Below are 25,353 nucleotides of genomic sequence, written 5' to 3'. Positions count from 1 at the left end.
TGGCCCGGCGGACTCGGGGAGAACCGCCGTCCGCGAGGTCCTGACCAGGGGATACGTCGGGCCGGATGAGCTAGCGGCGCACGGCCTTGAGGACCACGAACTTCGGGTCCGACGCGACCACCTCGCTGTTGCCGAACAGCCGGCGCAGCTTCGCGTGGTAGCCCAGGTGCCGGTTGCCGACCACCCACAGTTCGCCGCCGGGACGCAGCGTGCGGCGGGCGCCGGTGAACATGCGCCAGGCCGTGGCGTCGGTGGTCGCCTGGTGGGAGTGGAAGGGCGGGTTGTTGAGCACCAGGTCGACACTGCCCGCCGGGACACCCGCCAGGCCGTCACCGACCCGGAACTCGGCCGGTCCGCTCACGTCGTTCGCCCGGTAGGTGTCCTGGGCCGACGCGACCGCCTGGAAGGACTCGTCCACGAACAGCACCTCGGCCTTCGGGTCGGCCAGCGCGATCGCCGTCCCCAGCACGCCGTTGCCGCAGCCCAGGTCCACCACCCGGCCGCCGCCCCGGCCGGCGGGCAGGTGCCGCAGGAAGAACCGGGTGCCGATGTCGAGCCGGTCCGCGCAGAACACGCCCGCGTGGTTGACGACCGTGTGGCCCGAGACGGGCCCGACGTCCTCGGGCAGCGTGTACCGGTACGGCCACGGGTTCGCCGGACGCGCCGCCGCGGGCTCCGGCGCGCAGAAGATCAGCCGGGCCTTCCGCTCGGCCAGGGAGGTCCGGGTCGGGCCGAGGATCCGCTCGAAGAGGGCCAGCGTCGAGGTGTGGATCTCCTTCACCATGCCGGTGCCGACCACGACCGTGTCCGCGTGTACCGAGGGCGCCAGCCGCAGCAGCTGGTCCTCCAGCAGCGCCAGGCTCTTCGGCACCCGCACCAGCAGCACGTCGATCCGCTCCGGCGGGTCGTCCCGCGTGGTGAGCAGCCGGACCGTACCCGGTTCGACGCCGTTGCGGGCGAGGTTGGCGCGGGTGGCCTCCTGCCCGAGCCACGAGTCGGTGATCTGCGTCGGGCGGTACGCGGCGAGCGCCGTGACCAGCGCGCCCCACCGGTCGCCGACGACCACGACCGTGCCGGACAACGGTGGCCGGCGGTCGGCGAGATGCCTGAGGAGATACTCGTCGGACGCGTCCCAGGCGCGCAGCCTGTCCCGCGGGTCCTCGGGGAAGCGGGTCAGCACCGGCTCGCCCCACGGAGTCGTCATACGGTCGTTCATCGTGCGGCCAGGCTAGCCGAGCCGCAGCTCGGCGCGGCACGGCGGACGGCGGGCCGCCGGGAGCACACGTGCCGGGGAGAGCGGTCCGTGCCGGACCGCCGGAGCCGGGCGCCGGAGCGCCGCCCGGCACGTCGGAGGCCTGTCGTCCGCGGCCGTTGCGGATCATGGGAGACTCGCCACCATGAGCGGGAAGGCGGACCCCCGGCCGGCGGGGGAAGGGACCACCTCGAGGACGCGGCTGGAACGCGGGCGCGGTGCGCTCGGACCCGCGCTGGAGCTCGTGCACACCGGACGCGCCCCGACCCGCGCGGTGCTCACCGCGGAGCTCGGTGTCACCCGGGCCACGGCCGGTGCGGTGGCCGCCGAGCTGGAGGCGCTCGGACTGATCCGCGTGGACGCCCGGCCCGGCGCGGCCGCCGGATCCCAGGGACGCCCCTCGCACCGGCTGTCCGTCGCCGAGGACGGCCCCGTGGCGCTCGCCGCGCAGATCCACGCCGACGGCTACCGCGCGGCCCTGGTGGGACTCGGCGGCCGCATCGTCGCCACGGCGCCCGGCAGCGAGGTCGTCGACGCCGACCCGGCGAAGGTCCTCGGCTCCGTCGTCGCGGCCGGCGCCGAGCTGCTGCGGGAGACCGGACGGCGGTGCGTGGGCGCCGGACTCGCGGTGCCCTCGGCGGTCGCCGAACCGGAGGGGCTGGCGCTGAACCCCCTGCACGTGGCCTGGGCCGCGGGGGCACCGGTGCGCGAGATCTTCGCCGAGCAGGTGCGCGCCGCCGGCCTCCACGGCCCCGCCTTCGCGGCCAACGACGTCAACCTCGCCGCCCTCGCCGAACACCGGCACGGCGCCGGACGGGGCTCGCGCGACCTGCTGTGCGTGGCCACCGGGCACCGCGGTGTCGGCGGCGCGCTGGTGCTCGACGGCCGTCTCCACACGGGCAGTTCGGGCCTCGCCCTGGAGGTCGGCCACCTCGCCGTCAACCCCGACGGGCGCCCCTGCCACTGCGGCAGCCGGGGCTGTCTGGACGTCGAGGCGGACCCGCTGGCCCTGCTCACCGCGGCGGGCCGCGAGCCGGGCCCGGAGATGTCGCTGCTGAAGCAGGCCGACGACCTGATCCGCGGGCAGTACGACGACCCGGACGTGCGCCGCGCCACCGAACAGCTCATCGACCGGCTCGGCCTCGGTCTGTCCGGACTGGTCAACATCCTCAACCCGGACCGCATCATCCTCGGCGGGCTGCACCGCACCCTGCTGGAGGCCGATCCGGACCGGCTCCGCGCCGTCGTCGCCGACCGCAGCCTGTGGGGCCGCAGTGGCGGCGTACCCATCCTCGCCTGCACCCTGGACCACAACAGTCTGGTCGGCGCGGCGGAGCTGGCCTGGCAGCCGGTGCTGGACGATCCTCTTGGGGCACTGGGGTAAGGACGACCACCGACCGACAGAAGGCCGACCGCATGACCGACAAGCTCACCGTCAGCGTCCTGGGCACCGGCATCATGGGTGCCGCGATGGCCCGCAACCTGGCCCGCGCGGGGCACACCGTCCGCGTCTGGAACCGGACCCGTGCGAAGGCCGAGCCGCTGGCCGCCGACGGCGCCCACGTCGCCGGCACCCCCGCCGAGGCGGTGGAGTCCGCCGACGTGGTGCTGACCATGCTGTACGACGGCCCCGCCACCCTGGAGATCGTGCGTGCCGCCGCCCCCGCACTGCGCCCCGGAACCGCCTGGGCGCAGTGCACGACCAGCGGCATCGAGGACGTCGCCGAACTCGCCGCCTTCGCCCGGGAACACGGCCTGCGCTTCTACGACTGCCCGGTGCTGGGCACCCGCCGCCCCGCCGAGGAAGGACAGCTCACCGTGCTCGCCGCCGGTCCGGCCGCGGGGCGGGACACGGTGACCCCGGTGTTCGACGCGGTGGGTGCCCGCACCGTGTGGACCGGGGAGGACGGCGCGGCGGCGAGCGCCACCCGGCTGAAGCTGGTCGCCAACAGCTGGGTGCTCGCGGCCACCGCCGCCGCGGGCGAGACCCTCGCCCTGGCCGGCGCCCTCGACGTGGCACCGGACGCCTTCTTCGACCTCATCGCCGGCGGACCCCTCGACATGGGCTATCTGCATGCGAAGGCCCAGCTGATCCTCGAAGAGCGGCTGTCCCCGGCCCAGTTCGCCGTGAAGACCGCCGCGAAGGACGCCGCGCTGATCGTGCGGGCCGGGGAGCGGGGCGGCGTCCGCCTCGACGTCGCCGCCGCGAGCGCCCGGCGCCTGGAGCGGGCCGCGAGCGCGGGGCACGGCGACGAGGACATGGCCGCCGCCTATTACGCCAGCTTCGACGACGGACCCGCGGCCTCCGCCTGACCACCCTCCACCGCAATTTTTCCCGATCCCCCCACGAACGCGAGGAGTTCCACGTGTCCAAGCCCCCGCTGCCCCCCGAGGCCGACGCGCTGCTGCGCAAACCGAACCCGTGCGTCATGGCCACCCTGCGGTCCGACGGCGCGCCCGTCTCCACCCCCACCTGGTACCTGTGGGAGGACGGCCGCGCGCTGCTCAACTTCGACGAGGGCCGGGTCCGCCTCGGCCACGTCCGCCGTGACCCGCGCGTCACGCTCACGATCCTCGCCGAGGACGACTGGTACACCCACGTCACCCTCCTCGGCCGCGTGACCGAGATGTACGACGACGAGGACCTGGCCGACATCGACCGCCTCTCCCGCCACTACGGCGGCTCGCCCTACCCCAACCGCGAACGCAGCCGGGTGAGCGCCTGGGTCGAGGTCGAGCGCTGGCACGGCTGGGGCGCCATGAAGGACAACGACCAGACCGGCTGAACCGTTGGGCCCGGGACGCACCGGACCGGTGCGTCCCGGGCCCCGCGGGGTCTCCCGCCGCAGGAGCGGAGCAGCCGCTCACTCCCGGCGTACTCCCCGGGCCGTACGCCGGATGCCGCCGGCCGTACGACGACCGGACCCCCCTCCCGGGGCGAGTCTCGAAGTGTCGCCGAGCGGCGACGGGACACCGCACCCGAGGAGTTGAACGATCATGGAGACGCCGGCGTACTTCGGTGACGGCGGGCCCGGCCCGTGGATCCTGCTGTTCCCCCTGTTCTGGGCCCTGGTCATCGGGCTGGGCATCACCCTGCTGCGCCGCGCGGGGTGGCGCGGCGCGCGCGGACCGCACGGGCCCGCCGCACGAGGCGACTCACCCGTGGCCGTCCTCGGCCGCCGCTTCGCCTCCGGCGAGATCGACGAGGACGAGTACTGGCGCCGCCTGTCCGTGCTGGAGGAGCAGTTCGGCCGCCGGGACTGAGCCGGACACGGCCATCCGTGGACGGGCCGCCGCCGTGGGGGAGCAGCGGTGGTCCGGCGCCCTTCCGCAGCCCAAGGTGATGTGGATCACCCCGGTTTGCTGTGACGGTTGCGCGGGGTGGTGCGCTGCACGGAGTGAGGCGTCCCGTGGGGCCATAGAGCCCCGCGTGACCGCCGCAGCTTCCGTCGGCCCGTCCGGGCCGCTTCATCGGGGTGGGGAATTCTTTGAGCCGCAGTACGCGACGCCGTCGTGCCGTGTCGCACGCCTACAGACCGCTGAGCTTGAAACGCCGGGCGTGGCTGACGCTCGGCGCCGTGGTCCTCGGGGGAGGGGGCGTGGTCACCTACGCCACGGCCAGCCCCTCCGACGGACCCGGGGCCGCCGGGCAGGACAGGAGGCCGGTCGAGGTCTACGACCTGGCCCTGCCGGGCTCCGCGGCCGGCGAGCGTAAGCTGCCGCGCACCGGGACGGAGCAGTTCTCCCTCGTCGGCGTCTCCTGGACGGGGGCGCTCAAGCCGCTGGAGGGCACCGCGCAGGTGCGTACCCGCAGCCTGGAGACCGGCGCCTGGGGGGCCTGGCACGACCTGGAGCTGGACGCGGCCCCGCCGGAGAAGCCGGAGGCCGGCATGCGCGGGGCGTCCCACCCGCTGTGGGTCGGACCCTCCGACGGTGTGGAGGCCCGGGTCGCCCGCGAGGACGGCACGACAGCGGCCCTGCCCAAGGGCCTCGAGGTCAATCTCGTCGACCCGGGTGTGGTGACCGAGGCCGAGACGCGGATGAGCGCGCCCGAGCCGGCCGCGTTCGTCGCCGACGAGAGCCCCTCCCCGTCCTCCTCCTCGTCCCCGGACCCCACCGCGCCGCCGTCCACCGTGCCCCAGCCGCCGGTCACCTCGCGTGCCGGCTGGGGCGCCGACGAGTCGAAGAGCCCCGATCCGTCGGAGTACAACGCCGACGTCAAGGCGGTGTTCGTCCACCACACCGACGGCGCCAACGACTACGACTGCGCGGAGTCGGCCTCCCTCGTGCGCGGCATCTACGCGTACCACACGCAGGTCAACAAGTGGAACGACGTCGGCTACAACTTCCTTGTCGACAAGTGCGGGACGGTCTTCGAGGGCCGCAAGGGCGGCATCGACCGGCCCGTGCTGGGCGCCCACACCTACGGCTTCAACCGTGAGTCGGCGGGCATCGCGGTGCTCGGCGAGTACGGCTCCACCGCCGCCTCGGGCGCCGCGCTCACCGCCGTCGCCCGCGTGTCGGCCTGGAAGCTCGGCCAGTACGGCGCCGACCCGTCCGGCAGTGTCCAGCTCACCGCCGGCGCGACGCAGAAGAACTACTTCGGCACCAGCTTCACGTCGGGCACGGCGTACACGTTCAAGCGCGTCTCCGCCCACCGCGACGGATTCAACACCCAGTGCCCGGGCGACGCCCTGTACGCGCAGCTGCCGACCGTCCGTGCCTGGGCGGCGGGGCCGGTCGCCGGCCTGAAGATCGTGTCCCTCACCGACGCGGCGGCGAAGGGCTCGACGTACTACACCAAGGGCACGCCCGTCGTGCGCTGGTCGGCCACCACACCGGCCGCGCTGATCAAGAGGTACGAGGTGCTCGTCGACGGCCGGGCCGTCGCCGCCACCTCGGGCGCCGGCTACGCCAAGCGGCTCGCCCTGGCCGTCGGGACCCACACGGTGACCGTGCGCGCGACCCACCAGTCCGGCACGACGACGACCACGGCCCCGCTGACCGTCGTGGCGGAGACGACCGCGCCGACGTTCACCGGCCCGCCCACGCTGGCCCTGCGCACCGGCACCGTCAACACCGGCTCCGTCCCGGTCGCCCTGCGCTGGAAGGCGGCCGACGACCAGGCCCTGCGCCAGGTGCAGCTGCTGTCCCCGGCGACCGCCACCTTCGGCGCCGCCGCCTACCTCTCCAACCGCACCGCGAAGCCGGGCACGGCGGCCACCTGGTCGATGCGGGCGTACGACTACGCCGGCAACTACCGCAACGCCTCCGCGACCTACACCCCGGTGATCCTCCAGGAGAGCGCGGCGGTCAGGACGGGCAGCTGGAGCGCGCGCACCTCCTCCAGCTACCTCGGCGGCAGGTCGTACTCCAGCGCGTCCAAGGGCGCGAGCCTGACGTGGACGTTCACCGGCCGCTCGGCGGCCTGGGTGGTGTCCCGGGCGTCGAGTTCGGGCCAGGCGTACGTGTACGTCGACGGCGTGAAGGCCGCCACGGTGGACCTGAGGTCGGCGACCACGCGCTACCGCCAGGCGATCTGGACGAAGTCGTGGTCGGCCAACGCCAAGCACACGGTCAAGATCGTCGTGGTGGGCACGAGCGGCCGGCCCACCGTCACCACGGACGGACTCGTCTACCTCAGGTAGCGGTCCGCCGCGCGCCGCCGTCCGGCCGCGGCACCCCGCGGACCACGGGGCCGCAGGGTGCCGCGCTCCCGGCGGGGCGTCGCTTCCTCACCGCCCGGTCAGCCGGGAACGGCGGACCGGGCGGGAGCGGATTCGGCCCGTCGGACGTCGGAGACGTGGTCGACGAGCGCGACCTCCGTGAACCGGGGCTCGGCCGGTTCGGCGGCGGTGTGCACCGGGCGCCGGTCCCAGTCCACCGGGGCGGACGCCGCGGACGTCGGCAGGGTGAACCACACGACCTTGCCGGACTCGCCGTCCGGCAGCACGCCCCAGCTCTCGCTCATGGCGGCCACCATCGCCAGACCGCGCCCGCACGTGGCGAGCGGTCCGGCGTCCGCGACGACCGGCAGCCGCGGATCGTGGTCGTGCACCGACACCTTCAGCCGGTCGAGCAGCAGTTCCATCTCGACGGTGCATGTCTTGTCGGGCTGTGCGTGCCGGTGGACGTTGGACAAGAGCTCTGTCACACCGAGCGAGGCCCGGTCTATCAGGGGGTCCATATGCCAGTAGCGCAATTGCGCAGATACGATTCTGCGGACCTGGCCGATCCGCGACGGCAGGGCTTGGAGCTCCACCGTGCAGTTCCTGCTCGGGTGACTGATCACGGCTGCGACTCCCCGACGTGAGGTCCGGAAGAACACGGAGTAGGGATCCAGCAGGGCGCCTGCGTGACGCTGCCGCCTGCTGTCGTGGCCGGCGGGCTGGTTCGCAGCGTTATCGCCGGTAAACCCAGAGTGACGTGAGACCAGCGTGACGCAGGGGGTGGGGTGGCGCAACTCGCGGACACCTCAGGCGCCGTGCCCCGCCGCCCGGCGGACGGCCTCGATGAAACGCCGGGCCGCCGGCGGTCCCGGCTGCCCGGGTGCCGGGTCGTGGCCCCCGAGGGTGAGCAGGTACCGGTGGCCGTTGAGGTCGGCCAGCGCCCGGTCGTCGGACGCGAACCAGGGCCGGGTCGCCCGTACGGCCTGTACCGGCGCGCTGTCGATCTCGGTGCCGTAGCTGGTGAGCAACTCCAGCCGCCCGTCGCTGATCCGGACCTGTCCGGCCCGGGTGAGCGAACGCAGCCGCCGCCCGATCCGCACGCCCGTGGCCGTGAACTCCGGCTCCGCCATGCCCCGCCCCCTCTGTGCGCGTCGGTGTGCCGGACCGTGCTCCGCGGGCCGGCTGCTGTCCAGAACCAGTGTGCCCTTGCTCCCGCCGGTGCAGTCTGCCCGTCCCCGCCGCCGAGCACCAGTGCCCGTGCCCCCGTCGCCCGGGGCGCGGGGGGCACTCACGCCAATGCGCCCCCGATCCCGCGCGCCCCCGGCCCCAGGGGTGCCTTTGGTGCCCTCAAAGATGTGTTTATGCAGGTGAGAGGTGGTGCTGACGGTGCCTATGATCGGTGTGTCGGCCGCGCGGGACGCCGTCGGCGCACAGTGTAAGGAGCCCTGTCGTGAGCACTCCCCAACAGACCCTGACCGGCGCCACCCTCGACGTCGACCGCAGCGACCATGCCTACCGGGCCTGGCTGAAAGAGGCCGTGCGCCGGGTGCAGGCCGACGCCAACCGCTCCGCCGACACCCATCTGCTGCTCTTCCCGCTGCCGGAGGAGTGGGGCATCGACCTCTACCTGAAGGACGAGTCGACCCACCCCACGGGCAGCCTCAAGCACCGGCTGGCCCGCTCGTTGTTCCTGTACGGCCTGTGCAACGGCTGGATCCGGCCGGGGCGCCCCGTGATCGAGGCGTCCAGCGGCTCGACGGCCGTGTCCGAGGCGTACTTCGCGAAGCTGATCGGCGTGCCCTTCATCGCCGTCATGCCCCGCACGACGAGCGCCGAGAAGTGCCGCCTGATCGAGTTCCACGGCGGCCGGTGCCACTTCGTGGACGACCCCCGCACGATGTACGAGGCGTCCGCCGCCCTGGCGGCGGAGACCGGAGGCCACTACATGGACCAGTTCACCTACGCGGAACGGGCCACGGACTGGCGGGGCAACAACAACATCGCCGAGTCGATCTTCCGTCAGCTGCGCAGGGAGCGGTTCCCGCAGCCGGAGTGGATCGTGGCCACCGCCGGGACCGGCGGCACCTCGGCGACCCTCGCCCGCTACGTCCACCACATGCAGTACGACACCCGCGTCTGCGTCGCCGACCCGGAGAACTCCTGCTTCTTCACGGGCTGGACGACCGGTGACCCGGACGTCTCCTGCGACAGCGCCTCCCGCATCGAGGGCATCGGACGACCGCGGATGGAGCCCAGCTTCGTGCCCGGCGCGATCGACCGGATGATGAAGGTGCCCGACGCGGCCGCCGTCGCCGCCGTACGGGCCCTCGAGCGGGTCATCGGCCGCAAGGCGGGCGGCTCCACCGGCACCGGGCTGTGGAGCGCGCTGAAGATCGTGGCGGAGATGGTGGAACGCGGCACGCGCGGCAGCGTGGTCACGCTGCTGTGCGACCCGGGCGACCGCTACCTGGACAAGTACTACTCCGATGCCTGGCTGGCCGGGCAGGGCCTGGACGTGGCACCGTACTCGGCCGCGATCGACTCCCTGCTGCGCACCGGCGTCTGGCCCGGCGGACTAGCCCGCGAGACGGCGGTCCAGTGAGGTCATGGCGTCACGGAAGCCCACCGCGAGACCCGGGCGGGACGCCTTGAGCGCCAGCCGGAACGGCACGCTCCCGTCGACCGCCATCGTCCAGCGCACCCGTGTGCCCGTGCCGGCGGGCCGCAGCCGCCACTCCTCGACCATGGCACGCGCGCCCGGCACGTTGGTCACGTCGACCCGGTAGGCGTACACCTCGGGCTCCTCGGCCACCAGGATGGTCTCGCGGAACCGGGCGGCGCCCAGCAGGCGCAGCTCGCGGCCCGCGCCGCCCTCCAGCGGGCGGCACAAGGTCACCGCGCGGAACCACGCGGTCCAGCCGGTGACGTCCCGGGCCAGCGCGTCGAAGACCGTCTCCGGGGCGGCGGTGACCTCCCGCTCGAAGACCAGACGCACGGGTGCCGTGCCGGCGAACTCGGGCCCCTCGGGGCGCAGACGGTGGGCCATCGACTCAACTCCCTGGATGCACAGCGGACTTGGGCGGAACCGCGAAGGGGGCGGTGTTCCGGTCAGGCGTCGGCGGCCTCCGCCGTCCCCGGCTCCTCGGACTCGCCCGCCACCACCAGCCGCCGCAGATGCTCGGACACCTCCGCGCGCGCCCCGGGAGGCAGTCCCGGGTCCGTGACGAGGGTGTCGACCTGCTCCAGCGAGGCGAACGAACTCAGGCCCACGGTGCCCCACTTGGTGTGGTCGGCGACCACGACCACGCGCCGGGCCGACTGCACGAGCCGCCGGTTCGTCTCGGCCTCCGCCAGGTTCGGCGTCGACAGTCCCGCCTCCACCGATATCCCGTGCACCCCGAGGAACAGCAGGTCGAAGTGGAGCGCCGCGATCGCCTGGTCGGCCACCGGGCCCACCAGCGAGTCGGACGGGGTGCGCACCCCGCCGGTCAGGACGACCGTGGCCGCCCCCGGCCGGCTGCCCGAGGTGCGCTGCGCCGCGTGGAAGACGTCCGCCACCCGCACCGAGTTGGTGACCACCGTGAGATCGGGGACGTCGGTCAGCCGGTGCGCCAGCGCGAACGTCGTCGTACCGCCCGACAGGGCGATCGCCGCGCCCGGGGGGACCAGCTCGGCCGCCGCGCGCGCGATGTCCTCCTTGGCGGTCAGCTCCAGGCCGGACTTGGCCTCGAAACCGGGCTCGTGCGTGCTGGCCTCGACCACCGGGACCGCACCGCCGTGCACCTTCTCCAGAACGCCCTGCCGGGCCAGCGCGTCGAGGTCGCGGCGGACGGTCATGTCCGACACACCGAGCCTGCGGGTCAGCTCGTTGACCCGGACCCCGCCCCGCCGCCGGACCTCGTCGAGGATCAGGGTGCGCCGCTGCTCCGCGAGCAGGTTCTGATTCTCGCTCACGTACGCTCCGGTCCTTTCGCCGCACAGCCGTCCGACACACGCCCGCACGTGCACGGCGTAGGGCGGCATCGACCCGGCACCGGCGCGCGGACGTCCCATCCTCGCATGCCGTGCCACGGGCGGCGCCACCGGTGGCTCGTCGCGTACATGGCACTTCTGGGCGCCCCGTGGTGCGTGCCTGTCACACGGATCGGGGAGATTACGTGACGAGGGATGTGCGCCCTCCTGACACGCGAGATCCTGTCGCGCACGGACCGAACCGACGGGGCGTCACGGGGGAAGTGCGACACGGTGGACAACACGCAGCGGCACAGACCGGCCGAGGACGGCGAACGCCCCGGCGACGGACCGCCCGGGTCCGGGGCCGCCCTGGAGCTGCTGGTCCACGGGGTGGGCGGCACCACCCCGGAGCAGATGCTCGACGACCCGCGCACGGTGCGCGTCACCGGCGACGACGTCGCCGCCGTGTTCCGCCGCGCCGACGACACCGAGGCGGAACGCGACCCCGCCACCCGCCGTGAGGAACCCGTCCCCGAGGCCTACGTCTGGTGCAACCTCACCTCCGGAAACGGCACCCGCGCCCTGTGGCTGCTGCTCCTGCCCTTCATGGTGGTCAACCTCGCCCACTGGATGCGGCCCAGCGCCCGCGGCCGCCGCCGCACGGTCCGGCTGTACGGACTGCTGGTGCGGCTGGCCGGCCTCAGCCTCACCGTGCTGCTCGTCGCCGCCGCCTGCGAGGTCGCCCTCGACCTGACCGCCTGGCAGTGCGCGGGCACGCCCGCGTGCGCCGCCCGGCACTCCTGGCTCGGCTTTCTCACTCCCGGCCCCGACGGCGGCTGGTGGAGCGCGCCGGGCCGGAGGCTCGCCCTCGCCGCCCTGGTGCCCGCCGCCCTCACCGGCCTGCTGTGGTTCCTGTCCCTGCGCACCTGGAGCGCGTACGAGTCGCAGCAGCCGATGAGCGCGGACCCCGGACCCGAGGAGGACACCGGCCCGACCGCGCTGAGCCGGCCCGGCTTCTGGTACGGCCGCCGCCTGGTCGCCCGGCTGCGCGCCGCGCACACCGCCGCCGCGCTGCTGACGGTCGCCGCCGCCGTCGGCTCCGCCGCCGCCCGCCACGACCGCGGGCCCGGCGGCCCGGCGGCCCTCGCCGTGCTGGGCGTGCTGCTGGAGGCGGCCCTCGCGGCCGGGGCGTGCGCGGTGGTGTGGGTGGTCTGCCGGCGCGGGCGCACCGAACGCCGGCTCGACGCCGAGGCGGACCGCCTGCTCGTGCGGTGGCTGCCCCTCGCCGCCCTCGTCCTGCTCGCGCTCACCGCCCTGTACGTCGGCTGGGAACGCCCCGGCTGGGAGTCGTCGGGCAGGCTGCCGGGCAACGTCACCTTCGGCGCCCTCACCCTGGCGCAGGGTCTGCTGGTGATCGTCCTCGCCGGCGTCGCCCACGCCCTGCACCGCACCGACCCCGACCGGCGCGCCGCGCTGCGGGGCCTGGCCGGGCCCGCGGTCGCCATGCTCGCCTGCGCCCTCGGCGGGGTGATGTCCGGCGGGGTCTCCCAGCGGGTGTCCGACTGGCTCGACGGCACCCGGGCCTCGCTCCCCGGACCGCCGGTCCTGCTCACCTGGCAGGCGTCCGTCATCCCCCCGCTGCTCGTCCTGCTCCTCGTCATGTGCGGCTGGCTCGCCCGGCGGGCCTGGCACCTCGCGCGGGCCGAACGGGCCGCCGTGGAGCGGGAGTACCCCCAGGAGACCGGCGACCCCGGCCGCACCCGCCGCATCGCGTCGGTGCGCGCCATGGCCGCCCTCACCGACCGGGGGCCGCGCATCCTCGCCGTCACCTCCGCCGCCACCCTGCTGCTGGGCGCAGGCGCCCTCGTCGGCGGGCTGGCCACCGGCCGCACCCCGGGCGACGCGGCGCAGGGCACGCACCCCGTCGTGCACGGCGCCGCGCAGACCGCGCAGGCCCTCGGCTCCTGGCTGATCGGCCTCGGCTTCGTCCTGCTCGTCACCTGGGGCCGCCGCGCCTACAAGGACGCCTCCGCCCGGCGCACCATAGGGATCCTGTGGGACGTCGGCACCTTCTGGCCGCGCGCCGCGCACCCCTTCGCGCCGCCGTGCTACGCCGAGCGCGCGGTGCCCGACCTGACCTGGCGCATCGCCACCTGGACCGGGGCCACCGGCGGCCGGCTGGTGCTCTCGGGGCACTCCCAGGGCAGCGTGCTCGCCGCCGCCGCGGCCTGGCAGCTGCCGCCGTCCGCCCGCCGGCGCGTCGCCCTGCTCACCTACGGTTCCCCGCTGGAGCGGCTGTACGGCCGTTGGTTCCCCGCGCACTTCGGCCCGGACGCGCTGAGCTCCCTGCACCGGGAGGTCGTCTGCTGGCGCAACCTGTACCGGCGCACCGACCCGATCGGCGGCCCGGTACGGCTGCCCGGGGACGGCGGACCCGACGTGGACCGCCCCCCGCTGCAGGACCCTCTGGCCTACGGCCGTACCGCGCAACACCCGCTGCCCGCGCCGATACTCGGCCACTCCGACTACCAGGCCGACCCGGCGTTCGCGGAGGAACGCCGCCTGCTGCTCGCCCGGCTGCGGCCCGAGGTGCCGGCCCCCCGGCAGACGGGCGAGCCCGGTCCGGCGGTCTAGGGAGACGCGCGCGGGGGAGCACCGGCCGGCGGTCTGGGGAGCCGTGCTCAGGGGAGTACGGGCAGGTCCTCCGCGTACAGCAGTGTCAGGTCGTCGGTGGTGGGCTCGTCGAGCTGGGCGACCCGGCTCGCGTGCCGCTCCACCATGGCCTCGAAGGTCTGCCGCGCGGTGCGGCCGTTGCCGAACGCGGGACCCTTGGGGATGTCGGTGAAGTACGTGAGCAGGGCTTCGGCGGCACCGGGCGCCAGCCGGTACTCGTGCTCCTCGGCCTGCTGCTCCACGATCCGCAGCAGCTCCTCGGGGCCGTAGTCGCCGAACGTGATCGTCCGCGAGAAGCGGGACGCCACCCCCGGGTTGACCGACAGGAAGCGCTCCATCTCGGCCGTGTAACCGGCCACGATCACCACCACCGCGTCCCGCTGGTCCTCCATCAGCTTCACCAGCGTGTCGATGGCCTCCTTGCCGAAGTCACGGCCCGCGTCCTCCGGCGAGAGCGCGTACGCCTCGTCGATGAACAGGACCCCGCCGCGCGCCTTCTCGAACGCCTCCTGGGTACGGATCGCCGTCGAGCCGATGTGCTCACCGACCAGGTCCACCCGGGACACCTCGACCAGGTGGCCCTGCTCCAGCACCCCGAGCGAGGCGAGGATCTCGCCGTACAGCCGCGCCACGGTGGTCTTGCCGGTGCCGGGGGAGCCGGTGAACACCAGGTGCCGCTTGACGGAGGCCGCCTTGAGGCCCGCCTGCCGGCGGCGCCGGCCCACCTCGATCATGTCGGTGAGGGCCCGCACCTCACGCTTGACGCTGTCCAGCCCGACCAGGGCGTCCAGTTCACCGAGGACGTCCTTGGAGGTGCGCGCCGCACGCTCCGGGGCGGGCGGTGCCCCGGTCGGGGCCTCGGCGGGGACCGTGCCGACCTGGGCGGGAACCGTGCCCAGCAGTCCCGTGCCGTGGCCCGTCGTCTGCACCGCCGGCTCGGGCGCCGGGGGCTCGGCCCGCAGGCTGCCGGACTCGTCGCTCGTGCAGTCCTCGACGACCGGGCCGCCCGAGCCGGACGTCCCGTCGGTGCCCTCGGCGAACTCGTACCCCCCGCGCGCGCAGCGCTCCGTACGGCACTTGCGCAGCGTGGTGCGGCTGCCGTCGATCACGTGGAAGCCGTAGCCGCCGCTGCCCGTCACCTTGCAGTTCTCGAAGGTGCCACGGCCGCCCGCGGAGACGTAGACGCCCGCCTCGGCGGGGGAGTCGACCGTGCAGCGCTCGACGGTCGGGTCGGCGCCCTTGGTGACGATCACGCCGGTCTGGGTGCCGTCCACGGAGCAGTTGTTGAGGGTGCCGCCGCTGCCGTGGTCACGGAACCAGGCGCCCGTCGCCGCGTCCCGGATGCGGCAGTCGTCGAGCTGGGCGGTGGCGCCGTCGCTCACCGACACCGCAGTGTTGCGCACCTGGGAGAGGTCGCTGTCGACGACGTCCGCGCGTGAGCCGCGGTCGAGCACGAAGAGGGCGTCCGGCACGTCGTGCACCCGGCAGGAGTCCAGGACGGCGGTGGCGCCGTCGCTCACCCACACCGCCGGGTAGTCGCCGGTGCTGTCGAAGATCTCGCACTGGTTGGCGTCCACCCGTGTGCCCGGGTCCCACACCGACAGGCCGTTGCGGCCGAACTGCCGGACCGTGGTGCGGGTCAGCGTGAGCACCGAACGGGACCGCAGGTCGACCGCGTTCTCCGGGATGTCGTGGATGCGGCAGTCGGCCAGCGTCAGCACGGCGTCCGTGTCGAGCGTGACGCCGTCCCCGGTGGTGCGGTGCACGTCGCAGTCGGTGAGGTGCGCGGTGGCGCGGCCGGTCACCTGGACGCCGCTGCCCCGTACCTCGTACACCTCGCACCCCACGGCTTCCAGCGCCGAGTTCTCCCCGGTCGCGGTGAGCCCGGAACCGGAGGTGTGGTGCACCCGGCAGCGCTCCAGGCGCGGATGCCCGCCGCCGCGGACGGCGACGCCCGCCTGACCGGCGGCGACCACCTCGCACTCCTCGAACACCCCGCCCCCGCCGTCCAGTACGGCGATGCCGACGCCCGCCGGATTGTCGACCGTGCACCGGCGCACCGTGGGCCGGGCGGCCCCGCGCACCTCGATCCCGGCGGCGGACCGGCTGACCACGCGGATGTCCCGGAGCTCGGGGGTGCCCTCCTCCACCAGCACGGCCGGGGCGGTCGCGTCCTGTGCCTCCACGTGCAGGTCCTGCACCACCGCGGAGGCGCGCACGGTGAGCGGCACCCCGTCCGCCGGGGCGATGCGCACCGAGCCGGGCGACCCCTCGGGCCCGCGCAGGGTCACCGCCCGCTGCACGACGAGGTTCTCCCGGTAGGTGCCGGGAGCGACGGTGAGGACGTCACCCTCGGCCGCGGCCTCCAGGGCGGCGGCGAGCGATGGGTACTCACCCGTGCGGCGCCGCCACCTCGATGTGCCGGTGTGCGTCACCTGGACCGTGCCCTGTGCCATGGTGTTGCCGTGCCCCCACCTCGTCGTACCTGTGGCCTGTTCCCGCCCGAGTCGCTGCCGATCGGTCCGGCCGGACCACCGTAGCGTGCGCGGGGGCGGCGAGTTGACCAGAGCCGGAACGCCGTCAGCTGTCGGCGCCCGCCCTGCCCCAGTCCGGACCCACCCTGCCCCACTCCCGGCCCCAGCGGGCGTACCGGCGGTGCAGCATGCGACGGACCGTCAGGCGGCGGGCGCCCTCGAACAGTCCGGCGGCCAGCAGCGCCGCACCGGCCCCGGCCAGCACCGCGTGCGCCGTCGCGGTGTCCGCGTCGAGCGGGCGGGCGACCCGGTCCCCGCGCCCGTCGGTCCATATCCGGAACCGGTCGCCCGGCCCGGGATCCGCGAGCCGCGCCTGCACGGGCTCGCGCCGGTCGGTGCCGTCCGGAGCGGTCCAGCGGGCCAGGACGCGTCTGCCCGCGTCGCCGCCCACCAGCTCCGGGTCGGCGGCCGGCGCGAGCCGATCGAGCTCGCGCACCACGGTCGCCGTCACCAGGTGCCGGGACTGCTGCTGGGCGCGGACGGACCGCTGCAGCGAACTGTGCGCCGCGTGGCCGGAGAAGACGCCGATCAGCGGCGCGGCCAGGGCGACGAGCAGCAGCGCGGTGAGCGCCAGCCAGGCCTCCGCGAGATCGGTGCCGCGCCGCAGCGGGTTGTGCCGCCAGCGCCACAGTCCGCTGATCACACGCACCGTCCGCCCCCTGCCCGGTTCTCCCACCAAACCCCTCACGAGAGCAAACGCGCCGGGCCCGGCACCGGTTCCCGGTCGGGCGGTCCCGGCTGCCGCCGGTCCGTCAGGCCACGACCTCCAGCGGGTCGCCGACGCGGAGGGTGCCGGTGGCCAGCGGCACCAGGTTCTGGCCGAACAGGAGCCTGCCGTCGGCGGACCGGTGCCGGGCCAGGGTGTGCAGGGGCTCGCGTCCGCGTCCGGCGGTGTCCTGGTCGGTGGTGGTGACCACGCACCGCCCGCAGGGCTTGGCGACCCGGAAGGGTACGTCACCGATCGTGACGCGTGTCCAGTGGTCCTCCGCCCAGGGCTCGGTCCCCTCGATCACCACGTTCGGCCGGAAGCGGCTCATCGGCAGCGGGCCCTCGTCCGCGTGCTCGCCTTGTGCGATCAGGGAGTTGAGCCGGTCCAGGGAAGCGGTCGTGGTGAGGAGCAGCGGGTAGCCGTCGGCGAGGGAGACCGTCTCGCCCGGCAGCGCGTACGCGGGGTCCACCGGCCGGCGCACGGCCGGGTCGTCCAGGTGCACCAGGCGCACGCCGACGCCCAGGAGGCCGCTGCACCAGGCGTGCACCGCCGCGTCGTCGGCCGGGACGACCTCCACCTTGTCGCCGAAGACGTCCGCCGGGACCCTCGTGCCGGACGCCGGGACGGGAACCGTGACGGGCTCCCGGCCGGGCGCGGACAGCACGACGCCGCCGCCGGGCAAGGGCTCGGCGGCGGCGAGGGCCAGGTGTGGGTGACGGCGCTGTGTGACGACCTTTCCCCCGTCGTCGATCAGCATCCAGCGCCGGTCACCGGCCGGACCCCAGCGCTCCACCAGGACCTCCCGGAGCGGCAGGCTCCGGAAGGCCTTGACCGGATGAACGTGAATCGAGCGCACACGAGCGTTCCGCATGGGGCCATCGTGCCATCAGGCGCCGACGGCCCCGGTCGCTCAGTACCCCCGGTACTGCGGCTGCGGCTGCTGGTTGCCGTACGGGTCCTGGTACGGCGCGGGCGCCGGACGCGGGGCCGCGGGGCGCATCGCCTCGTACCCGGCGGGCTGCGGCTGGCGCGGCGGCTGCTGCTGGGGGCCGGGATACCCGCGCGGCGCGGTGGCCTGCTGCGGGATGTACGCCGTGTGCGCCTGCTGGAGCGGGGCGGGCTGCGGCGCCTGGGGGTAGCCGTAGGACGGCTGGGACGGTGCCGCCGGGAGGGCCGGCAACGCCGAGGGAAGCGCGGGCAGATGACTGGCCGGCGCCTCGTACGCGGCGGGGACCCGGATCGGGGCGATCTGCGGGGTGCCCCGCTCGGCCACGAGCGAGTCGTAGATCGGAGTGTCCGGGAAGGCAGCGGAGGAGTAGCCGCCGCCATACATGGAGCGGGGGGAGGTCATGGCACATAAGTTAAGCCCACGATGTGCTGGTTGGGGAGACCGATAAGAGGGTTGTTTTCCGCGCCCTGGGTGACTGGCGATCCCCAATCCGAGCGAACTTGGGGAAAACGGGCTTCTTGCCGCGTGTTTTTCGTGTAAAGGCCGAGTTCCTGGGGCGTTACCGGCGGTTGCGGGGGTGCTGCGCCCCTCTCGGGCGTGGGCGCCCCGGGCCCGGGGGAATAGGTTGGGCGGACGAACACCGACGGATGCCGGGACCTGGCCCGGCGCGCGGCGACCTGTGATGGGGGCGGGACATGTCAATGCCGAAGGGATCGAACACACCGGTGCCGGCCACGGCGCTGCGGGTGGCCGTGGGCTGGCGCTCCGGCCCCGGCGTCCCGGACGCGGACGTCTCGGCACTGCTGCTGGCCGGCGGCAAGGTCCGCTCGGACGCCGACTTCGTCTTCTACAACCAGCCCGCCCACGCCTCCGGCGCCGTACGGCACGAGGGCAAGCGGCAGGCCGGGGGAGAGGTCACCGACACCCTCCTCGTCGACCTCACGCGCGTGGAGCCCGGCATCGAGACCGTCATCCTGGCCGCCTCCAGCGACGGCGGCTCCTTCGGACGGGTCCCAGGTCTGTACGTCGAGGTGCAGGACGCCGCGAACGGCACCCGGGCGGCCCGCTTCGACCCCGCCGGCGCCACGACCGAGACGGCGTTCGTGCTCGGCGAGTTCTACCGGCGCCAGGGCGCCTGGAAGTTCCGCGCCGTCGGCCAGGGCTACAGCAGCGGACTCGAGGGACTGGCCACCGACTACGGCATCACCGTCGACGAACCCCAGCACGCCGCCCCGCCCGCCACGCCCCAGGCCCCGCCGGCCGCCCCGCCGGTCACCGCGCACCGGCCGCCGGCGGCCCCGCCCGTCGCGCCCCCGGTCACCGTGCCGCAGCCCCCGCCGGCCGCGCCCCCCGCGCCGGTCCGGCTGACGAAGGTGACGCTCACCAAGGCGGCGCCGTCCGTGTCGCTGACCAAGCAGGGCGGCACCTCGGGCGCCCTGCACGTCAACCTCAACTGGGAGGTGCGCAAGCAGTTCTCCGGCTGGGCCGGCAAGCTGGGCCGCCCGGTCGCCATGCACTCCGACCTCGACCTCGACCTGTGCGCCCTGTGGGAACTCACCGACGGCAGGAAGGGCGTCGTCCAGGCCCTCGGCAACGCCTTCGGCTCGCTGCACCAGCCGCCGTTCCTCCACCTCGACGGCGACGACCGTACCGGGGCCGTGGCGAGCGGTGAGAACCTCACCGTCAACCTCGACCAGAAGCACCTGTTCCGGCGCATCCTCGTCTTCGTCACCATCTACGAGGGCGCCCGCTCCTTCGCCGACCTGCACGCGACGGTCACCCTCCGGCCGCAGCACGGCGCGCCCATCGACTTCTCCCTCGACGAGTGCACCGTCCCGTCCACGGTGTGCGCGCTCGCGCTCATCACCAACACCGGGGGCGGTGAACTGGTCGTCCAGCGCGAGGCCCGCTACCTCGTCCCGGAGCGCGGCGTCAGCCCGCAGCGCACCGTCGACCACGCCTACGGCTGGGGCATGAACTGGACGCCCGGCCGTAAATGACGGCCGGTCAGGCCTCTTCGGCGGCGGCCTCCGGGCGGGCGTAGGTGCGGCCCTTCCAGGCGGCACCACGCCCGCGGCGGTGCTGCACCGCCGAGTCCACCGTCATCAGCAGGTAGAGGAACGCGGTCACCGGCAGCAGCGGCGCGAGCCACAGCGGCTGCCGGTAGTACCGCAGCATCGGTACGTACGTCCCCGCCATCACCAGCCAGGCCGCCGCCCCCAGCAGCGCGCACGGCAGGCTCCCCGTGACCGCGCCCACGGCCACCGCGACGGGCGGCACCAGGTACACCACGACCAGACCGGCGACCGTACCCGCCAGCAGCGCCGGGTTGTGCCGCAGCTGGGCGTACGCGCTGCGCGACACCATGCGCCACAGGTCGGCCAGCCGCGGATAGGGGCGCACGCTGTCCACCCCGTCCGCCAGCCCCAGCCAGACGCGTCCGCCGATCCGCTTCACCGCGCGGGCCACCGCCACGTCGTCGATCACGGCGTGCCGCACCGCGTCCGGGATCCGCGCCCGCCCGGCGGCCTCGGCGCGCAGCAGCACACAGCCGCCGGCCGCCGCCGCCGTCCGGCTGCCCGGCCGGGCGATCCTGCGGAACGGATACAACTGCGCGAAGAAGTAGACGAAGGCCGGCACGACCAGCCGCTCCCACAGGCTCTCCACCCGCAGCCGCGCCATCTGCGACACGATGTCGAACCCGCCGGTCCGGGCGGCCGCCACCAGCCTGCGCAGACCGTCCGGGGCGTGGGCGATGTCCGCGTCCGTCAACAGCAGGTACTCCGGCCCCCGCGCCCGGGCCAAAGCCATCCCGTGCCGCACGGCCCACAGCTTGCCGGTCCAGCCGGCCGGCGGCTCACCGGGGGAGCCGACGGTGAGCGGCAGACCTCCGTGCCGCTCCGCGAGTTCCCGCGCGAGCCGCGCGGTGCCGTCGGTGCTGCCGTCGTCGACCAGGAAGATCTCGGCGCGGCCCGGGTAGTCCTGGGCGAGCAGCGACGGCAGGCTCGCAGGCAGCACCGCCGCTTCGTCCCGCGCGGGTACGACCACGCAGACGTCCGGCCACACGCCGGGGTCGCGCGACGACGGAAGCCGCACGTCCGTACGCCAGAACCACCCCTGGAGAAGCAGCAGCCACAACCAGGCGGCGAGTGATACGGCGGCACTCCACACGATGGCGCTCACGCCCGCAGTCTGCCCCACGGCACGGCCCCGCAGCGGCTCATCGTCTATCGTGGCCGGGTGAAGATCGCGCTCATGGACTCCGGAATCGGACTGCTGGCGGCCACCGCAGCGGTACGGCGACTGCGCCCCGACGCCGATCTGGTGCTCTCCCTCGACCCCGACGGCATGCCGTGGGGACCCAGGACCCCCGCGGACCTCACCCGGCGCGCCCTGTCCGTCGCCGAGGCCGCCGCCGTGCACCGGCCCGACGCGCTGATCGTCGGCTGCAACACCGCCACCGTGCACGCCCTCACCGCCCTGCGCGCCCGCCACGAGCCGGACCTTCCGGTCATCGGCACCGTCCCGGCGATCAAGCCGGCCGCGGCCGGCGGTGGACCGCTCGCCATCTGGGCCACGCCCGCCACCACCGGCAGCCCCTACCAGCGTGACCTGATCAAGAGGTTCGCCGACGGGGTGACCGTGACCGAGGTGCCCTGCTGGGGCCTGGCCGAAGCAGTGGAGCGGGCGGACGACACGGCGGTCGACGCCGCCGTCGCGGCGGCCGCCGAGCTCACCCCCGACGACGTGACCACCGTCGTCCTCGGCTGCACCCACTACGAACTGGTCGCCGACCGCATCCGCGCCGCCGTGCAGCGCCCCGGGCGCCCGCCGCTCGCCCTGCACGGCTCCGCCGGCGCGGTCGCCGCGCAGGCCCTGCGGCGGCTCGGCGAGCACCCCGCCCCCGACGCGCCGGCCACCGGCGGCCTGACCGTGCTCCTCAGCGGGCGCCCGGGCAGCCTGCCCGCCCCCGCCCTCACCTACCCCGAGGGCGGACTGCTCCGGCCGGTCGTCCCCGCCCGGACGGCTCAGTGACGCTGTGCGACGCGGTGGCCGCGGAGCGGATTCTGAGTAACCTCGAAGCATGAGGGACCACCGCCCCGGCGAGCACGGCCCGTACTCCGAGGTCTGGACCGGTCGCGCCACCGCCCGCTTCCAGTGGCTGCTGGCGCTGATCGGCGCCGCCTGCATGGCACTCGGTATCGCGCTGGCCGTCGACTCCGCGTGGACGTCCGGGGTCGCGCCGCTCGCCATGGCCGTCGTCGGCTGCATCGCGGCCGGACTCCTGGTGCTGTTCGGCACCCTCGCCTTCGTGCACGTCGCGCTGCGGGTCGACCAGGACCACCTCGAGGTGCGCTGCGGCCACATCGGCGTGCCGCGCCGCCGCATCCCGCTGTCACACGTCGCCGGGGCCGACTTCGCCCCGCACGTCACGCCCCGGCACTGGGGCGGCTGGGGGTACCGGTGGCGGCCCGAGAAGGGCACGGCGGTCGTCGTACGGCGCGGTGAGGGCGTGGTGCTGCGGCTGGCCGACGGCCACACCTTCACGGTGACGGTGGACGACGCGGAGGCCGCCGTCACCGTCATCCGCGACCGCCTCCGCCTGGGACGCGCCGGCACGAAGCTGTGAGGTTTCGCCAGGTCCGTGGCTCAGTGCTGCGGCGGGTCGGTTCGCCCGTGATCCGTGAAGGGGCGGGACGTGGCGAGGCCCGCAAGGAAACCGCCGCCGGCCGTCACCGCCGTGAAGCTCAGGGCGTTGCCCACCGTGGCGACGAGCGCCAGCGCGGTCAGGGCCGTACCGGCGGTCAGCACCACCGGTGTCGAGCGCGGGCTGCGCCACAGGGCGTACAGCAGCCAGCCGAACGCCAGCGCCGCGAGGAGCACCCCGACGACGCCCTGCTCCGCCGCCAGCTGCAGCGGTGCGGAGTGCGGCTTGCCGTCGGACAACGGTGACCCGACCGACGTCGTGCTCAGCTCCCCGAAGCGCCCCGGACCCACGCCCAGGCCCGCGTGCGTCCGTACGAGGTCCAGCGCGTCGTGCCACAGCGCCACCCGGTGCGGGGTGAGCCGGCCCTCCAACGACGCGGCGAACCCCTCCGGCACCGCGTCACCGGCGACGGCCCAGGTCAGCCCGACCGCGCCGGCCGCCGTCAGGCCCAGCACGGCGAGGGCCGCGCCGCGGTGCCGCACGCGGCCGACGGCCAGGGAACACACCAGGAGCAGGGTGGCCGCCACGGACCCCGCGGCCGAGCCCAGCACCGCCGCGGTCACCGCCACGCCCGCCGCGAGCAGCCGCAGCACGAACCGCGGCGCCGGTGCGGCCGCCGCCCAGGCCGCACAGCAGGCGGCGCCCGCCGCCAGGATCACCATGGCGGTCGTCGCCCCGGCGTGCCCGAGAGGAGTGGTGATCTGCGGGCCCGGTGCCAGGTGGGGCACCCACGCCACGAGGGCGATCCCCGCCACCGCGCCCGCGCAGGGGGCGGCCACCGGCAGCAGCGCCCCGCCGATGCGGCCCGCCGCGTACCCCGCCGCCACGGCCAGCACCGCGAGCAGCATGCCCTCGGGACGGCCGTCCCGGGCCGCCGCGGTGATCAGCGGCCAGGCCGCGCACGCGCCCAGCACCACCATGCCCGCCGCGTCCGGACCGGTCCGTCTCTCGCCGTCCGCGTCCGGACCGGCGGACGTCATGTCCGTGGAACCCACCCCGCACCCCGCCCCACCTCGTCGCCCCCGAGCTGACGGGCCCCGTCCGACGGCCCCGCGTAGGGCCCCACGGACAAGGCACCGGCACACGGTAACGGCTGGTGGCCCGTTTGGGGACGTGTGGTGACGACTCAGCGGAAACGTTGTCGCGCTCGTCCACGGCACGGGGCCACGCGGTGCTCCACCCGCCCCGGGCCCGTACGACCGTGCTGTCCGGCCCCAGGTCACGCGCCGTAGACTCCCGGAGTGACCGTCACCGCAACCTCCGTCGGCGCGTCGGACCCCATGCCGCCGCAGACCACGCCCTCGGCCTGGCAGAAGTGGCGCGCGCGCCTCCTCCCGGCCGGCGCCGCCGCGCTCGCGGGCCTCCTCCTCTATGTCAGCTTCCCGCCGCGCACCCTGTGGTGGCTGGCCCTGCCCGCCTTCGCCGTCCTCGGTGGGGTGCTGCGCGGCCGGAGCTGGAAGGCGGGACTGGGCCTCGGCTACCTCTTCGGGCTCGGCTTCCTGCTGCCGCTGCTGGTGTGGACCGGCGTGGAGGTCGGCCCCGGCCCGTGGATCGCGCTCGTGGTGATCGAGGCCGTGTTCGTCGCGCTGGTCGGCGCGGGCATCACCGTGGTGTCGCGGCTGCCCGGGTGGCCGGTCTGGGCGGCGGCGCTGTGGATCGCCGGCGAGGCGGCACGCGCGCGCGTGCCGTTCAGCGGCTTCCCCTGGGGCAAGATCGCGTTCGGGCAGGCGGACGGCGTGTTCCTGCCGCTCGCCGCGCTGGGCGGCACCCCGGTCCTCGGATGCGCCGTCGTGCTGTGCGGCTTCGGCCTGTACGAGCTGGTGCGGCTCGCCCTGCGGGCCCGGCGCACCGGGACCCCGCACCGGGCCGCGGCGGTCGTCGGTGTGCTGAGCGTCGCCGTGCCGGTGGCCGGCGCGTTCGCGGCGCGGACGCTGGTGAGCGACAAGGCCGAGAGCGGCACGGTGACGGTCGCCGTCATCCAGGGCAACGTGCCCCGCCTCGGACTCGACTTCAATTCCCAGCGCCGGGCGGTCCTCGACCACCACGCGCGCGAGACGGAGCGTCTGGCCGCCGAGGTCGCCGCCGGCCGCGCCGAGCGCCCCGACATCGTGCTGTGGCCGGAGAACTCCTCCGACATCGACCCCTTCGCCAACGCCGACGCCCGCGAGGTCGTCGACCGCGCCGCCAAGGCCGTCGGCGCGCCCGTCTCGGTCGGCGCGGTGGTCTCCCGGGACGGCGAACTGCTCAACGAGCAGATCCTCTGGGACCCGGCGAAGGGCCCCGTCGACACCTACGACAAACGGCAGATCCAGCCGTTCGGCGAGTACCTGCCGCTGCGTTCCCTGGTGGGCGCGATCAACGAGACCTGGACCTCCATGGTCCGCCAGGACTTCAGCCGCGGCTCCGAGCCCGGCGTGTTCGACATGGGCGGCGCCGGCGTCGGCCTGGTCACCTGCTACGAGGCCGCTTTCGACTGGGCGGTGCGCGACACGGTCACCGCGGGCGCCCAGCTGATCTCCGTGCCGAGCAACAACGCCACTTTCGGGCGGAGCGAGATGACCTACCAGCAGCTCGCCATGTCCCGGGTCCGCGCCGTGGAGCACAGCCGCGCCGTCACCGTGCCGGTGACCAGCGGCGTCAGCGCGGTCATCATGCCGGACGGCACGGTCACGCAGAAGACGGGCATGTTCGTCGCCGACTCCCTGGTGCAGGAGGTGCCGCTGCGCACCTCGCAGACCCCCGCGACCCGCTTGGGCGCGCTCCCGGAGGCGGTCCTGGTCCTCGTCGCGGCGGGCGGCCTCGGCTGGGGCGTCACCGCGCGGCTGCGCGCCCGGAGGGCCGGCGAACAGTAGCTCCCGGACGCCCTCCGGCGCGCCCGGGAGCGTCCGCGCGCGCCGGTTAGGGT

General features: G+C 74.7%; 22 protein-coding genes. 11 read left to right on the top strand and 11 right to left on the bottom strand.

Annotated elements, in window-relative coordinates:
* Positions 1-70 precede the first annotated feature (70 nt).
* A complete protein-coding gene (locus tag ACIF8S_RS15585) occupies positions 71-1,204 on the bottom strand; it encodes a methyltransferase (protein ID WP_399999656.1) in 1,134 nt (377 codons plus the stop codon).
* A 193-nt stretch (positions 1,205-1,397) separates the two neighbouring features.
* On the opposite strand from ACIF8S_RS15585, the gene ACIF8S_RS15580 reads away from it, so the two are divergent.
* The 5 genes from ACIF8S_RS15580 to ACIF8S_RS15560 all read left to right on the top strand — a co-directional run bounded on the left by ACIF8S_RS15580 (position 1,398) and on the right by ACIF8S_RS15560 (position 6,900).
* Entirely contained in the window at positions 1,398-2,636 is a 1,239-nt protein-coding gene (locus ACIF8S_RS15580) for an ROK family protein (protein ID WP_399999655.1), read from the top strand.
* A 32-nt stretch (positions 2,637-2,668) separates the two neighbouring features.
* On the top strand, positions 2,669-3,565 hold the full coding sequence (locus ACIF8S_RS15575; RefSeq protein WP_399999654.1) for an NAD(P)-dependent oxidoreductase: 897 nt from the start codon (positions 2,669-2,671) through the stop codon (positions 3,563-3,565).
* 53 nt (positions 3,566-3,618) lie between these two features.
* Positions 3,619-4,038: a PPOX class F420-dependent oxidoreductase gene (locus ACIF8S_RS15570; RefSeq protein ID WP_399999653.1), complete on the top strand. Its 420-nt coding sequence runs from the start codon at positions 3,619-3,621 to the stop codon at positions 4,036-4,038.
* Between the two features lie 211 nt (positions 4,039-4,249).
* Positions 4,250-4,516 (top strand): SHOCT domain-containing protein, encoded by a 267-nt coding sequence (locus ACIF8S_RS15565; protein ID WP_399999652.1) that lies wholly within the window; start codon positions 4,250-4,252, stop codon positions 4,514-4,516.
* 281 nt (positions 4,517-4,797) lie between these two features.
* Positions 4,798-6,900, top strand: coding sequence for a peptidoglycan recognition protein (locus ACIF8S_RS15560; RefSeq protein ID WP_399999651.1), 2,103 nt, complete (start codon positions 4,798-4,800; stop codon positions 6,898-6,900).
* A 98-nt stretch (positions 6,901-6,998) separates the two neighbouring features.
* Here the strand turns inward: ACIF8S_RS15560 and ACIF8S_RS15555 are convergent, their stop codons facing one another.
* Both ACIF8S_RS15555 and ACIF8S_RS15550 read right to left on the bottom strand, forming a co-directional pair.
* Positions 6,999-7,544, bottom strand: coding sequence for an ATP-binding protein (locus ACIF8S_RS15555; protein WP_399999650.1), 546 nt, complete (start codon positions 7,542-7,544; stop codon positions 6,999-7,001).
* Positions 7,545-7,727: 183 nt separating this feature from the next.
* Positions 7,728-8,051: a hypothetical protein gene (locus ACIF8S_RS15550; RefSeq protein WP_399999649.1), complete on the bottom strand. Its 324-nt coding sequence runs from the start codon at positions 8,049-8,051 to the stop codon at positions 7,728-7,730.
* Positions 8,052-8,371: 320 nt separating this feature from the next.
* Here ACIF8S_RS15550 and ACIF8S_RS15545 point away from each other — a divergent pair, with 320 nt between their 5' ends.
* Complete coding sequence (locus ACIF8S_RS15545; protein WP_399999648.1) at positions 8,372-9,523, top strand: PLP-dependent cysteine synthase family protein; 1,152 nt, start codon at positions 8,372-8,374, stop codon at positions 9,521-9,523.
* Here ACIF8S_RS15545 and ACIF8S_RS15540 read toward each other — a convergent pair.
* Positions 9,497-9,967, bottom strand: coding sequence for an SRPBCC family protein (locus ACIF8S_RS15540; RefSeq protein WP_399999647.1), 471 nt, complete (start codon positions 9,965-9,967; stop codon positions 9,497-9,499). The two genes, ACIF8S_RS15545 and ACIF8S_RS15540, sit on opposite strands and share 27 nt — an antisense overlap.
* A 62-nt stretch (positions 9,968-10,029) precedes the next feature.
* Positions 10,030-10,875, bottom strand: a complete 846-nt coding sequence (locus ACIF8S_RS15535) for a DeoR/GlpR family DNA-binding transcription regulator (RefSeq protein WP_349799409.1) — start codon at positions 10,873-10,875, stop codon at positions 10,030-10,032.
* Positions 10,876-11,289: 414 nt separating this feature from the next.
* Here ACIF8S_RS15535 and ACIF8S_RS15530 point away from each other — a divergent pair, with 414 nt between their 5' ends.
* On the top strand, positions 11,290-13,509 hold the full coding sequence (locus tag ACIF8S_RS15530; protein WP_399999819.1) for a hypothetical protein: 2,220 nt from the start codon (positions 11,290-11,292) through the stop codon (positions 13,507-13,509).
* A 47-nt stretch (positions 13,510-13,556) separates the two neighbouring features.
* On the opposite strand, the gene ACIF8S_RS15525 is transcribed toward ACIF8S_RS15530, so the two are convergent.
* The 4 genes from ACIF8S_RS15525 to ACIF8S_RS15510 all read right to left on the bottom strand — a co-directional run bounded on the left by ACIF8S_RS15525 (position 13,557) and on the right by ACIF8S_RS15510 (position 18,142).
* On the bottom strand, positions 13,557-16,004 hold the full coding sequence (locus ACIF8S_RS15525) for a right-handed parallel beta-helix repeat-containing protein (RefSeq protein ID WP_399999646.1): 2,448 nt from the start codon (positions 16,002-16,004) through the stop codon (positions 13,557-13,559).
* 124 nt (positions 16,005-16,128) lie between these two features.
* On the bottom strand, positions 16,129-16,731 hold the full coding sequence (locus ACIF8S_RS15520; protein WP_399999645.1) for a hypothetical protein: 603 nt from the start codon (positions 16,729-16,731) through the stop codon (positions 16,129-16,131).
* 103 nt (positions 16,732-16,834) lie between these two features.
* A complete protein-coding gene (locus tag ACIF8S_RS15515) occupies positions 16,835-17,662 on the bottom strand; it encodes an MOSC domain-containing protein (RefSeq protein WP_399999644.1) in 828 nt (275 codons plus the stop codon).
* 39 nt (positions 17,663-17,701) lie between these two features.
* Positions 17,702-18,142, bottom strand: a complete 441-nt coding sequence (locus ACIF8S_RS15510) for a DUF6643 family protein (RefSeq protein ID WP_399999643.1) — start codon at positions 18,140-18,142, stop codon at positions 17,702-17,704.
* Between the two features lie 299 nt (positions 18,143-18,441).
* Here ACIF8S_RS15510 and ACIF8S_RS15505 point away from each other — a divergent pair, with 299 nt between their 5' ends.
* Positions 18,442-19,740: a TerD family protein gene (locus ACIF8S_RS15505; RefSeq protein WP_399999642.1), complete on the top strand. Its 1,299-nt coding sequence runs from the start codon at positions 18,442-18,444 to the stop codon at positions 19,738-19,740.
* Between the two features lie 7 nt (positions 19,741-19,747).
* Here ACIF8S_RS15505 and ACIF8S_RS15500 read toward each other — a convergent pair whose 3' ends face one another.
* Positions 19,748-20,941, bottom strand: coding sequence for a glycosyltransferase (locus ACIF8S_RS15500; RefSeq protein WP_399999641.1), 1,194 nt, complete (start codon positions 20,939-20,941; stop codon positions 19,748-19,750).
* 39 nt (positions 20,942-20,980) lie between these two features.
* Between ACIF8S_RS15500 and ACIF8S_RS15495 the strand changes: the two genes are divergently transcribed.
* Both ACIF8S_RS15495 and ACIF8S_RS15490 read left to right on the top strand, forming a co-directional pair.
* Positions 20,981-21,775, top strand: coding sequence for an aspartate/glutamate racemase family protein (locus tag ACIF8S_RS15495; RefSeq protein ID WP_356793724.1), 795 nt, complete (start codon positions 20,981-20,983; stop codon positions 21,773-21,775).
* Between the two features lie 49 nt (positions 21,776-21,824).
* A complete protein-coding gene (locus tag ACIF8S_RS15490; protein WP_349799393.1) occupies positions 21,825-22,370 on the top strand; it encodes a hypothetical protein in 546 nt (181 codons plus the stop codon).
* Between the two features lie 20 nt (positions 22,371-22,390).
* On the opposite strand, the gene ACIF8S_RS15485 is transcribed toward ACIF8S_RS15490, so the two are convergent.
* On the bottom strand, positions 22,391-23,368 hold the full coding sequence (locus ACIF8S_RS15485) for an O-antigen ligase family protein (RefSeq protein ID WP_399999818.1): 978 nt from the start codon (positions 23,366-23,368) through the stop codon (positions 22,391-22,393).
* A gap of 321 nt (positions 23,369-23,689) precedes the next feature.
* On the opposite strand from ACIF8S_RS15485, the gene lnt reads away from it, so the two are divergent.
* Positions 23,690-25,300 (top strand): apolipoprotein N-acyltransferase, encoded by a 1,611-nt coding sequence (lnt, locus tag ACIF8S_RS15480; RefSeq protein WP_399999640.1) that lies wholly within the window; start codon positions 23,690-23,692, stop codon positions 25,298-25,300.
* Positions 25,301-25,353 lie beyond the last annotated feature (53 nt).

Source organism: Streptomyces sp. NPDC085937, from assembly GCF_044540535.1.
Taxonomy (GTDB): Bacteria; Actinomycetota; Actinomycetes; order Streptomycetales; family Streptomycetaceae; genus Streptomyces.
Note: the sequence above shows the minus strand (reverse complement) of the source record. Positions and strands in the feature narration are given on the sequence as shown.